Raw genomic sequence first — 12,731 nt, 5'->3', positions numbered from 1 at the left:
GAAGAAATCTAGATGAATCAAGCAACTAAGAAAGTACCGGCCTGGCTGTCGCTCAGCGCTCTCGCTGCGGTCGTTACGCTCACACGCCCAAGCAATGCCAACGGCGTGCTGGTCGAGACATTTACCTTGCGTGCCCCGGCCGTACGCGAAGTGCGGGCAGCCGATAAGGCGTCGAATGGCGACGAGGAACAACGTGAGCTGATGCTGTTCGCTGGCTTGGCCGAGGTGGGCGTCAAAGATCTTGAAGGCCTCAAGTTAGCGGACTATCGCCGTGTTCAGGCCGCTTACTCGCACTTGGTGCCCGATACCGATTACTCAGCGTTGATGCCATCGTGGCTGTCTGTGACCACTGATCAGGCCTTGGTAACGCTTTCTTGCCCGAGCGAAATCAACGGGGTGTTGGTTGATAAGTTGGCTCTTCGCTCCCCGACAGTGGGCGATGTGCGAGCGGCTAATCGTGACGCTGCTGGGAATGACGAGCAGCGCGAGTTGGTGCTGTTTGCCGCGTTGGCTGGTGCTCCAGTCGCAGACCTGGAGGGCCTGAAACTGGTGGATTTTAACCGCCTGCAGGCCGGCTATTTTCGCATGGACCAAGACGACGGGATTTAACCCCGGCGTTATAAAGATGGCGGCGAAGCGTCTGGCGGCGGAAACCGGATTTTCCGCCGCTGAGATTCAGTCGATGCCGTTTGCTGAGATGGTTTGGTGGCTCACGGATTGAGCCTCTTTCGGTGAGGCTGTGCAAATGGGGGCCATGACATGGCGAACAAAATCGCTCTCGGGCTGGTCATCGGCGGCGCCGTCAGCTCGACTGTCGGCGCTGCGTTCAAAGATGTAACGGGGCGCATCAAGCGTCTTGAGGCCGAAGGTAACAAGGCGCGCGTTCTGCAGCGCACTATCGGCGACACCATTCGCTTGCGCGAGGAATGGAAGAAAGCCCACGACAGCGGCTCTGCTGGGGCGTCGAAGTTGCTGGGCCGGTTGAATTCAAATCTGGACATGCTTAAAAAGCAGGGTATTGAAGTCGGCCGGCTAGAGAAGGCCTATCGGTCCCTGGGGCAGACCGCGAACAAGGCAGAGCTTAAAGCCAAAGGACACCAGCAAATTAATGCCGGCAAGGACGGCATGAAAAGCGCGGTCGGCGCAGCTGTAGTCGGGGTCGGCATGCTGGCAATTCCGACGAAGGTGAGCGCTGACTTCGGTGCCATTGTTCGTGATATTGCGATCAAGGCTGGCATTGCCAACAAGCCGCAAGAGCAGGAGGTTTCGCGAAAAATCATTGATACGTCGCGCGACACCGGCATGGCACGTAACGAAGTCGCCGACGTGGTCAATCAGTTGGTCGGCGCCGGTATGGATTTGAGCAAGGCGTTGGAATATGCGCCGGTCGCGGCCAAGTTCGTTGTGGGGCAGGGATCAAGTGGCGTAGACACGGCCAAGATGATCAACGCCTTAGGGCAGAACGCCAAGATCACCGACCCCAAGCAGATGCAGCAAGCGCTGGAGGCGATTGCCTACCAAGGGCAGGCGGGCAGCTTTGAAGCCGCCGACATGGCCAAGTGGTTCCCTGAACTGTTGGCCAACATGGGTAGCCTGGGTATTACCGGCATGGATGCGGTGACTCAGTTGGGCGCCATGCTGCAAGTGCAGATGAAGTCTGCCGGCGGCGCCGATGAGGCTGCGAACAACCTCAAAAACTGGATGGGCAAAATAGGCTCGACCGACACGGTCAAAGCCTACCAAAACGCTGGCATTGACTATAAAGGCTCGATGCAAACCGGTTTGCAGAACGGTATGTCCACGCTCGAAACGAGCATGGCGTTAGCTCAGAAGTACATTCAGGCCACCGATCCGAAGCGTGCGGCGGCGATGGCCGAGGCAACGGCAAAGATCAGCAAGGAATCTGACCCGGAGAAAGCCAAGGCCATGATGGCCTCGCTGGAAGAGTCATTGCGCACCGGCGACCTGTTCGCCGACATGCAGGTAAAGGCAGCGCTTTCTGCTTACATGCAGAACAAGGCGCTGTACAGCCAGCTCAAAAACGATTCGCGCGACGCAACCGGCATTCTCGACAAAAACCTCAGCGAGCGCCGCGAGTCGTCGTCACAAAAGTGGGCCGAGATGGCCCAGTCGATGGACGACGCAATGCGCAGCGTTGGGGACGCGCTACGCCCGGTCACGGATACCGTGGCCGAAACGCTCACCAAAGTCACCAAGGGCATTACCTCGCTGGCAGACAGCGCGCCTGGGGTGGTGACGGGGATCGCGGCGGTTGGCGGCGGCCTTATTGCGCTTAAGGGCTTGCTCAGTTCGTTCAAAATCGCCAAAGGGTTGCTCAATCTCGCGCGCGGCTCGCTGGGCGGAAAGTCTGGCGAAGTGCAAAAAGTCTTTGTCACCAACGCCAGGGACAGCGACGGCGAGGGCAGTGGGAAAGGCGCAGAGCCCAAGGGAAAGGCCGGTAAAGCGCTGTCGCTGGTCGAGACAGGACTTAAGGCGGTGGCCGCTTTCAAAGGGGAGCCCGCCGATGGTGACGACGATAGCGAAGGTAAAGACGACAAGAAGCCGGGCAAGTTCGACCTGGTGGCGACTGGCCTCAAGGTGGTTTCGCTAGCGCAGGAGGCGGTATCTGGCGGCGACGAAGGCGCTGAAGGTGGTGCTGCGGGTGGAGGCGACGACGGCGTCAAAAGGGTTTTCGTTGTAAATGCGAGTGATATAGGCGCAGCTGCTGGAGGGGCCGGCGAAGCACGTCGACGTGGTCGCGGTGCAAGGCGCACGCCTTCGCGTCGTCGGCCGAGACCACCTCGGGCGGGCGGCCCGCCACGGCCGCCAGTGCCAAGGCCGGGACCGCCAGTACCTCGGCCGCCTGGTCCGAATCCGCTCCCACCGAGACCACCATTGCCTCGGCCGCCTGGTCCGAATCCGCTCCCGCCGAGACCGCCAGTGCCTCGGCCGCCGGTGCCGATTCCCCGCCCGCCGATTCCACCGGTTCCGCCGGTGCCGGTTCCCAGCGGGGCGTTGGCCAAGTTAAGTGGCGTTGTGCAGGTGGCTGGCAAGGTCGGCAAAGCCGCCAAGATGATACCGGGCGCCTCGGTGATGGAAGCCGGCGCGATGGCGTTCGACACGTTTGAGAATGCCACGACCCAGAATGAAAAGGCTGAAGGCTATGGCGCGGCCGCTGGCAATTTGGCCGGGGCCATGGCTGGCGCGGCGGCGGGTGCGGCGATTGGTTCAGTGGTGCCGATTATTGGTACTGCCATCGGCAGTTTGATTGGCGCTTATGTCGGCAGTCAGGGCGGCTCGGTGTTGGGTGGGTCGTTGGGCAAATCGCTGTTTGGTGGCGATGATGAACAGCCCGAGGAAAAACCGGAAGCCAAGCCGGCGCCAATGATAACGCCATTACTGATGGGGCCGCGCCCTGGTCCGGCGGTTCCCAGCCTGGCCACCTTGACCCAGCCGCTCAGTCGGTCGGCTGATCAGGACAAGGCGAACGGTTCCGGCGCGTTGCTGATGGCTCATGCCCCAGCCCCGCAAGGCCCGGCGCTGGGCGACGTCGCGCGCGCAATGGCTGTACAGGCACCGGTTAAGGCGGCGGCCGTGGCCATTGAGCCCAAGGCGCCAGAAAAGCCGGTCCCGGCCAAAGTGGATCAGCAGTTTCAGTACTCGCTGAACATGCCAGTCACGGTGCAGGGCGATGTCAAAGACCCACAACGCTTTGCACAGGATCTGATGCCGCACATGCAGCGGATGATGGCCGACGCGGCGAAGCAGAACGCCACCAAGCTGTATGACGAACCTCACTTATAAGGGGGCTTTATGGCCTATATGGAACAGTTGCAATCGGGCCTCAAGTATCTGGTAGACGCGGGTGAGGCCGGGCGGCGCAGTGTTGACGGCATGCTCGGGCCGGTTAATGGTGCCATCAGTGAAATAACCGGCGCCGCGTCCGCACTGGAAAGCATCCCGTTTGTGGGGCCAGCCATCGGGGCCAAGCTGCAACGGGTCATGCGGGGGGTGAATGCGGCGCAGGCCAAGGTCGGCCAGGTGGCGGCGGTGTACGGCCGTGCCACGCGTGCCGCCGCCGAGGTACAGGAACGACTGGGCACGCTGAAGGAACAAGCGGGCAAAGCGGCGACGGCGATCAACAACATTGCCGGCAAAATCAGTCCGTCACTGGCGAACATCGTACCCACCAGCTCTTTTGCAGTGGACGCCACGCCGGCACCGGAAGCGGTGAAGCCGTTCCCGCACTTGCTGATCATCCAGCCACGAGACCCCAAGGTGCAGCCTTATTACTTCAACTTGGACACGGCGGCCTTCGACGAGCTATCCCGCTCGACTGAATTCCGCTGGGCTTCACAGGAACGCTTATCGCGGCGTCCTGCGCAGCAGGCCGTGGGCCAGGGTGATGAAAAGCTAACCCTTAAGGGGACGATTTACCCGGGCTTCAAAGGTGGTCTCAAGCAGCTCGACACGTTGCGCACCATCGGCGGCAGGCTACAGCCGCTAACCCTAACCACGGGCTATGGCGAGGTAATCGGTACCTGGTGTCTGAAGACTATCAACGAGGAACAGGGCGCGCTGTTGCACGGCGGGATTCCTCGTAAACAAGGGTTTAGTTTGGAGTTCGTGCGTTATGGCGACGATATGCAGAACGTCTGATGGGGACATGCTCGATGTCATTTGCCATAACGTTTATGGCCATCTGAACGGAACCACCGAGGCGGTGCTCGATGCCAATCAGGGATTGGCTGACGAGCCCCAGCCTTACCGCGCAGGGGTGGTGATCGTGCTGCCGGATCTGCCCAGCCCGACCGAAGAAGGGATTAGCTTGTGGGATTGACCCCGCGCTACACGGCCGCCGGCAACTCGTTGCGTTACGCGTAATGGCACTCTGTTTTGACCCGCCTGGTGCGGGCTTTTTTTTGGATAAAATCCATGACACCCACCTTTCGAATCGTGGCCGATGGTTCCGACATCACGGCCCTGATCAACGATCGACTGTTGTTGCTGCGCACCTCTGACAAGCCTGGCATGGAGTCCGACGAGTTTGAGTTGCGTATCGATGACCGGGACGGCCAGGTGCAACTGCCTTCGCGTGGCAGTTCAATTGAGATTTATCTGGGCTACGTCGAAACGGCCCTGACCCGCCTGGGGCGTTACGCGGTCGACACGGTTGAAGTGTCCGGCCCGCCGGACACGATTGTGATCAAGGGCAAGGCCAGCGACATGCGTGGCAGTGGCAAGACCATCCGTAGCGGCAGTTGGGAGGACGTGCCGCTGTCGAAGATCGTGAGCGACATCGCCGCGCGCAACGGTTGGCAGTCGGGGTGCCCGGTGTCCACGAAAGTTGCCCGGGTGGATCAACTCAACGAGTCGGATTTTAATTTCATCACGCGCTTGGCGAAGCAATATGACTGCACGGCCAAGGTCGCTGACGGCAAGCTGTTGGTCATGCCGCGTCAAGGTGGCCAGACCGCGAGCGGCAAGACGTTCGGCGCGATCACCCTGACACGCAGCGACGTCAGCCGCTGGCAGTTCAGCTTAGGCGACCGCAACTCGCACAAGGCCGTGGCGACCAAACATCAGAACAAGAAGGACGGCAAGCTGTCCGTGGTCACCATTGATAACGATGACGCGCCGGATGGTTTGCCGGCGGTGCATACCGACCGGCATATCTACCCGAACAAGACCGCTGCCGAATCTGCGGCCAAGGCGCGCTTGGCGGCGTTCAATCGCTCGACCGCTGACGTGCGATTTGAGATGCCTGGCCGGACAGACATTTTTGCCGAGCGGTCGATCAATGCTCAGGGCTTCAAGGTCGGGCTTGATGGTGAGTACTTGGCGGATTCGGTTGAGCAGGTGTTTACGCAAGCGGGCTGGTCCACCACGGTCGAGTGCAATGCGGGCAAGAAGGGCAAATCCAAATCGGCGAAGAAAAAGAAAGCAACGGCGCCGCTCAAGGTAGTGAACGTCGAAAAACAGTAACGAATCCCCTGGCCGCCCAAGTGCGGTTTTTTTATGTTTGGAGTTTTTATGCCCATCACTGAGCAACAACTACAACGCATCATGCCGAACGCCCGCCGCCAAGCGGGCGTTTTTGTATCCGCCCTCAACGTGGCGATGGTCAATCGCCAGATCAACACGCCGAAACGCCAGGCCGCGTTCCTGGCGCAGGTCGGTCACGAGTCGGGTCAACTGCAGTACGTCCGCGAGCTGGGCGGCGATCAGTACCTGAGCAAATACGACACCGGCAAACTGGCCGCAAATTTGGGTAACACACCTGCAGCAGATGGGGATGGCCAACGCTATCGCGGTCGCGGTCTGATTCAGATTACTGGGCGCAACAATTACCTGCGCTGCAGCTTGGCCTTATTTGGCGACGAGCGGTTGCTGCGCACCCCCGAGCTGCTCGAGCTGCCGCAATGGGCCGCCGAGTCGGCCGCATGGTTCTGGTGGGTGCGCGAATTGAATGCCCTGGCAGATCGAGACGAGTTCGAGTCCATCACCCGCAAGATCAATGGCGGTCTCAACGGATTAGCGGATCGGCTGGAGCTGTGGGAGCGGGCGAGGGCGGTGCTATGAGCCTCGTAGGCTTTATCCATACGCCGTATCGGCTGCTGGCCAACGCTGTGTTGCTGGCCGTGTTGGCTGGCAGTTCTGGCGCGCTAGCCTGGCAAGTTCAGGCTTGGCGCTACGGTCAGCAGCTGGAGCGGCAAGCCCGCCTGCATGTCGACGGTCTGAACCAACAGGCCCAGGCAGCGGCTGCTCTGCAGCGAGCCGAACAGGATAAGCGCTTGGCGTTGGAGAAGCGGCTTTCCGCCAGTGAACAAACCCACTACCGAGTTTTGAACGATGTCCAACGTGATCAAAGTCGTTTGCGCGACCGCCTTGCCACTGCTGATTTGCGCTTGTCAGTCCTACTCGACGCCACCGCTACCCCCGGCAACGGCTCAGTGCCTGCCACCGCCGCCGCCGGCAGCGTGGTTCATGGAGGCACAAGAGCCCAACTTGACCCGGCGCATGCTCAACGAATTATCAGCATCACCGATGCCGGTGACCAAGGACTGATCGCCCTGGCGGCCTGTCAGGCCTACGCCAAAGAAGTCTCAAAACCGAAGTGAAATCACCAAACTGTCGCTCTCGTGGCAATCCGGTTCTGGGTGAGCCTGAGCGAGCGCGCCACAGAACATGGGGTTCTGACTCTTTAAGCTAATGAAGTAAGGCTGTTTTGGCGTCGTCAAGTCACTCGCTTTCTCAAGTCCTCCCGCACCCAATCTCGGTGTAATCTGCAAAAAATAGATAACTAGATTTTTCCGGGCCTTTCAAGCGTCGATGCATGTATCGTTCAAGTCTGTTCCGTTCAATTTCCATAGGCACTCAGGACGGTGGCGCTCACGACTGTACTCAAGCTACACTTTTTGGGTGTTGAAAAGTCGGGTGACCGTGACGGGCCAATTTGTAAAGTTCCTCAGGAGCAGCGCTCATGATTCCTCGTATCATCATAGCCGACGATCACCCCGTCATCGTGCACGGTTGCCAGGTTGTACTGCTGAATGACAGCAGTTTTGCCAAAATTCAGGCGACCGCCACAAGCATTCCGGAACTCTTTATCGCGCTGGAAAACCATGAGTGCGACGTGCTGATCGTGGACTATTCGATGCCCGGCGCGGACATGGACGGTCTGCGCATGCTGGGTGTGCTCAACAGACGCTATCCGAACTTGCCGGTGCTAGTGCTGACGGGTGAAGAGAACATCGGCATTCTTAGGCTGATTATGGAGGCGAAAGTCCGTGGCATCATTCAAAAAAACAGCGACATTCTCTGCTTGCCAAAAGCCGTGCGCACCGTGCTGCGTCGAGGTATCTATTTAAATGAGTCTTTAAAAAAGGCGCTAGCTGAATCCCCCCGCAACACGGCAGGAGAACCGCAGCTTAGCCCCAGAGAGCTGGAGATCGTGCGGCTGCTGGCGTCGGGCAAGTCGCCCGAGGACATTGCAGAGACGCTGCATCGCAGCATCAAGACAGTGAGCTGGGGCAAGAACTCGGCCAAGCGAAAGTTAGGTATACAATCCGACGCGCAGCTGTACCAGTATTACGCCTCACTGGCCAAATCCACCGTCGAGCACACCGGGTGATAATCGCCCTGCGCAGGTTTTTGTGGCTGATACCGCTGGTGTCTAGCCTATGCGCGGCGTCAACACAAGCTCCGGCGGCTTCTGGCAACCGCGTGGTAGTGGTCGGCCTGCCCGTGCAGGCCACTGCTCCCTTGGGCTTCTGGGTCGGCGACAGTCCGGCCGGGTTCAGTATCGACTACCTGCGTTACCTGGCTGACCGACTGAATCTGAAACTGGAGTTTCGCCAGTTCGCCACCTTTGAACAAGTCACCACCGCACTGTGCGAAGGCCGCATCGACGTGGTGCCAGATTTGCAAACCAACGCCGAGCGGCAACGCTGCATGGACTTTTCCAGCCCCTATCTTCTTTCCCCCCTTGTGTTGGTTGTACGGCAGGGCAGCGCGGCGATCACTCCTGCAGACTTATCATCACATTCATTTGTCGCCGAGCAAAGCTACACAACCGCTCAATGGCTGAGCCAACGCCTGCCGCCCTCTCAGCTGCGAATCTACGCGGACACCAAGGCAGCCCTGGACGCCTTGCAGCATGGCGAAGGTGACGCCTACCTAGGCGAGCCTTACCAGCTCGAAGCGCTGTTCAGCAGCGGACATTACAAGTCCCTTGAGGTCAGGCAGCAGGATCTGTACGACAACGCCGGTCTGCACTTCGGTATTAGTTCACTGAGGCCCGACTTGCGCGACGCCCTTGCAGCAACCATGGCCCGCACGCCATCCGACTTTCTCAACGAACTGCAGTTGCGCTGGCTGGACAAGCATTCGATCAATCAACGCATGCAGCCTTCCTCTCACCTGACCACCGCGCAGCGCCAATGGTTGGATGACTTGCCGATGCTTCGCGTGAGTTATGAAGCCACCTTCCGCCCCATGTCGTTCCTCGACGAACACGGTCGCCCCAGTGGCCTGAGCTACAGCTACCTAAAGTACCTGGTAAATGCGCTACGGCTCAAAGTGGTTGAGATACCCGCGCCAAGTAGCACAGTTGCGCCTTCCGACGAGATTGACCTGCGTATCCCGGTTGACGCATCCACCGAACACTTGCCCGGCTGGCGCTACACGCAGCCGTTTGTGAAGATTCCAAATGTGTTAGTGACACGCCTCGGAGAACCCGCCAAAACCGCCATCGAAGAGCTCAATGGCGCGACCCTGGTTGTGCCGGACAATCCGAAGTTCGCGCAACGTCTCCAGCGACGGGTGCCCGACAGCTTGCTGCTGCGGGTAACCGACCCGGCAGATGGCTTTGAGCTGGTGCGCACAGGCAAGGCCGATGGTTACGTTGGCAACCTGATAACCGTGGACCGATTACTGGAGAAAGGCTGGTCGGACAGCCTCAAGATTGCCGCAGCCACCGATCTGCCGCTGGAATTGTCCATCGCTGTAACCGAACGTCATGCGCAACTGGCAGCACTACTGGATCAGTTGATCCAGAGCATTCCGATAGAACAGCGCGACTTGTTTGCCCAACAGTGGCTGCGCAATACCTATGAAATCGGCGTCTCCCCGCAACGCCTCTGGCGCATCGTCGGCAGCATAGGGTTTGCAGCCCTGCTGATCATTGGCGTATTGCTCTACGCACACCTGTCGCTCAAAACCCGCCAACGCACCCTAGGGGAAACGCAACAGCGGCTGTCCGCGCAACTGCGCTTCAGCCGGGAGCTGCTTGAATCGTATCCGTACCCGGTGGCAATCAAGGACCGTCAGCGCCGATACCTGATGCTCAACAAGGCCTATGAGCGAACCTTTAACGTCGAATCGGCCCAAGTGCTGGGGCGCTCTGTTGACGAAATCAGCTACTACCCCATGCAGGTGCGCCAGCGTATCTCGAAGATGGTCGATAGGGCGCTACGCGACGATGAGCGCCAACAAGGTGAGCATATTTTGGTAGGCGAGGATGGCAGCGATCAGCACTGGCTGTACATCGTCACACCCTACCGACTTGATGACGCCGAACCCCAGGGCGTGCTCACCACGTTCATCGACGTCACAAGCATTCGCGCAGCCGAGCAACTGGCTGAACAGGCGGCCGAGGCCAAGGCAGCGTTTCTGGCCACCATGAGCCATGAAATTCGCACGCCGATGAATGGCATTCTCGGCCTGCTCGAACTGATGAGCGATCTGCATCTGCCCACGGATGCCCAAGAAATGCTGACGATGGTGAACGAATCGACCCGCTCGCTCCTGCAGGTACTTGACGACACACTGGATTATTCACGGATCGACTCCGGCATGTTGGTTATTGCGCCTGAGCCTACTGATCTGCGTCAATTGCTCGACGGTGTGCTGCGCCTCATCGGCCATCAAGCACACAGCAAAGGCCTTGGGCTGCACAGCCTGATTGATCATCGCATCGCCGGACTGCTGGAGGTCGACGGCAGCCGCCTGCGCCAGGTACTGCTCAACCTGCTCAGCAACGCCACCAAGTTCACCCAAAGCGGTCATGTGCGCGTGGAGCTGAGTGTGAAGCGAGATGATGGCGAGCAGCACTTGGAATTTCTGGTTACGGACACCGGCATCGGCATCAGTCAGGAGCAGCAGGAGCGTCTGTTTCAACCCTTTATGCAGGCAGATAGCTCCATTACCCGCCGTTATGGAGGCTCGGGCCTGGGGCTGATGATTTCGCGTCGACTCGTGCAACTGATGGGTGGCGAACTTTACCTGCACAGCTGCCTCAATAAAGGCACACGCATCACCTTCACGCTGAGTCTGCCCGTCGTAGCTGCACTTAAAAAACCTTACTCATCGCACTCGGTAAAGCTCGCGTCCGATCTTGCGCCCTGTCGGGAAGCCCTTGCAGAGCATCTGCTGGCGCTGGGCTTTCACTTTACGCCGGATCAGCAGGACTTGCTGATCACCGCCGATGAGGCATCCGCTGGCAAGGCGGGGACTCTGCTGATCACCACCGAGGACTTGCCTGCCGGCTATGTGGTCGGGCCTTCGGCCACCCGTTTGAGCGTCAACCCGCTGACTTGGGGCGGTTTGCAGGCAGCGCTTGAACAACTGCTGCTGGGGCGCAACAGCAGCCGCCGGATTCCGTTGCCCCGCTCCAGCTACACCAAGGGTCATAAAGTGTTGATCGTGGAGGATCACCCCACCAATCGACTGCTGCTAAAAAGGCAGATGGAGCATCTGCAATGCGCATTCGACCTAGTGGAAAATGGCCTGCAAGCGCTCGAGCGTCTGCAAACGCAGCAGTACACGCTGATCCTGACCGATTGCTATATGCCGGAGCTTGACGGCTACGCCATGACCCATCAATTACGCCACTCACAGCTCGACGCCGCGATGATCCCTATCATCGGCATGACAGCAAGCATTCACTCGCAGGAGCAGCAGCGTGCCCGAGCGGCCGGCATGGACGAACTTATCCTTAAGCCCATCGTCCTCAGCGCGTTGATTAGCCTATTCGAGCGTTACCTGCGCGCGCCGCCTGTAAACTCGGCAGTCACCAGCATGGGCGATCTCAAGGCCGTGATGTGGGACAGTTTTTGCGAAGAGAGTCGCAAGGACCTGCTGGCCATAGAGGCCGCGCTGATCAGCGACGATGCCGAAACCCTCGGCGATCTGCTGCACAAGCTCGCCGGAGCGTTGCAGTTGGTCGAACTGACCGACCTGTCACGTAAGGCGCAGCATTTGCATCGTGAAGCAAAGGGCGACCGGGTCGTACACACGGCTATCCGCGACTTCGCTTACCAACTTCGCGCAGCCGGTATCTGACGGTTCGCACGTAACTCCCGTATACACGTCCCAGCTGTGCTCGCTAACAGCAGAACTAGAATAATCTAGGCAACTACCGTTTCTTGCGCTCCTATAATTTCGCCGCTCTTGAATGGTGTCGATTTCACTATCGACTTTGCTATCTCGACGCGTCTTTAATTATTCATAGGAGTATGACTTTGAAATTTTTCAAACTGGGTACCACATTGTCCGTCGCGGGCTTCGCTGCCTTCGCCCCCTTTATCGCTCATGCCGCCAGCGACATTAACGTTAAAGGCGTGATTGGTCCGAGCGCCTGCGTGGTTGATATTCCAAGTGGTACTGATCTGGACTGGGGCACCATTAGCTGGGACTCACTTAATAAATCCGATTTCACCACGCTCAGTGCTAAAACAGCCACGATCACAATTAACTGCCCGGAAGGTACAACCACGAAAACCGCCATGTGGATTGTCGACGCAGACCCTTCCAGCGCCATGGTCGGCAGGAACAACAGCGGGCGTGCTGACCACGGTGATTCGGGCCGTATCTTCGGCATCGGCATTGACGCGGTGACTAAGAACAAGATCGGTAACTTTGTACTCAACCCAGTTAGCACCACGGTCGACGGCACCGCCAACGTCACTAACTTCGGTTATAACCGCGACGCCGCCACCCACTCTACTATTCCGGGCAGTGTTGCTTTGATGTCCAAGTGGGCTTATTACACCGCAGAAGAGTGGAGCCCGTTGGATGCCAGTAACAAACCGGCCAGCGGCACTTCGTTTACCTGGACCTTTGATGTGGAACCGCAAATAAACAAGGCCAGCCAAATCAGCGCGACCACTCAAGTTCCATGGAGCGGAACAGCGCAAGTCAACGTTCGTTACTTCTAATTTATTGTAGGT

Annotated in this window: 10 protein-coding genes; all 10 read left to right on the top strand. The window is 58.8% G+C overall.

Annotated features, from left to right (window positions below):
* Positions 1-12 precede the first annotated feature (12 nt).
* The 10 genes from ACP7B3_RS02730 (at position 13) to ACP7B3_RS02685 (ending at position 12,719) form a co-directional block, all read left to right on the top strand.
* Complete coding sequence (locus ACP7B3_RS02730; RefSeq protein WP_426177693.1) at positions 13-609, top strand: phage tail assembly protein; 597 nt, start codon at positions 13-15, stop codon at positions 607-609.
* Between the two features lie 150 nt (positions 610-759).
* A complete protein-coding gene (locus ACP7B3_RS02725; protein WP_426177691.1) occupies positions 760-3,804 on the top strand; it encodes a phage tail tape measure protein in 3,045 nt (1,014 codons plus the stop codon).
* 9 nt (positions 3,805-3,813) lie between these two features.
* Entirely contained in the window at positions 3,814-4,659 is an 846-nt protein-coding gene (locus tag ACP7B3_RS02720) for a phage tail protein (RefSeq protein ID WP_426177690.1), read from the top strand.
* Positions 4,634-4,840 carry a tail protein X gene (locus tag ACP7B3_RS02715; RefSeq protein WP_099236034.1) on the top strand — a complete coding sequence of 69 codons (207 nt, stop codon included), beginning with the start codon at positions 4,634-4,636 and terminating at the stop codon, positions 4,838-4,840. Before ACP7B3_RS02720 ends, ACP7B3_RS02715 begins: the two co-directional genes overlap by 26 nt.
* Positions 4,841-4,935: 95 nt before the next feature.
* Complete coding sequence (locus ACP7B3_RS02710; protein WP_426177687.1) at positions 4,936-5,985, top strand: phage late control D family protein; 1,050 nt, start codon at positions 4,936-4,938, stop codon at positions 5,983-5,985.
* A 48-nt stretch (positions 5,986-6,033) separates the two neighbouring features.
* Positions 6,034-6,582, top strand: coding sequence for a glycoside hydrolase family 19 protein (locus ACP7B3_RS02705; RefSeq protein WP_426177685.1), 549 nt, complete (start codon positions 6,034-6,036; stop codon positions 6,580-6,582).
* Complete coding sequence (locus ACP7B3_RS02700; RefSeq protein WP_426177683.1) at positions 6,579-7,121, top strand: lysis protein; 543 nt, start codon at positions 6,579-6,581, stop codon at positions 7,119-7,121. The genes ACP7B3_RS02705 and ACP7B3_RS02700 overlap by 4 nt, the downstream gene beginning before the upstream one ends.
* Positions 7,122-7,483: 362 nt before the next feature.
* A complete protein-coding gene (locus tag ACP7B3_RS02695; RefSeq protein ID WP_426177681.1) occupies positions 7,484-8,134 on the top strand; it encodes a response regulator in 651 nt (216 codons plus the stop codon).
* The gene (locus ACP7B3_RS02690) at positions 8,131-11,844 is read left to right on the top strand and encodes an ATP-binding protein (RefSeq protein ID WP_426177679.1); all 3,714 of its coding nucleotides are present in this window, start codon (positions 8,131-8,133) and stop codon (positions 11,842-11,844) included. Before ACP7B3_RS02695 ends, ACP7B3_RS02690 begins: the two co-directional genes overlap by 4 nt.
* A gap of 179 nt (positions 11,845-12,023) precedes the next feature.
* Positions 12,024-12,719: a DUF1120 domain-containing protein gene (locus ACP7B3_RS02685; protein WP_426177678.1), complete on the top strand. Its 696-nt coding sequence runs from the start codon at positions 12,024-12,026 to the stop codon at positions 12,717-12,719.
* Positions 12,720-12,731: the final 12 nt, after the last annotated feature.

Origin of the sequence: Pseudomonas sp. TWRC1-2, assembly GCF_049896685.1 — a bacterium.
GTDB lineage: Bacteria > Pseudomonadota > Gammaproteobacteria > Pseudomonadales > Pseudomonadaceae > Aquipseudomonas.
This window is presented reverse-complemented; position numbering and strand designations above follow the sequence as displayed.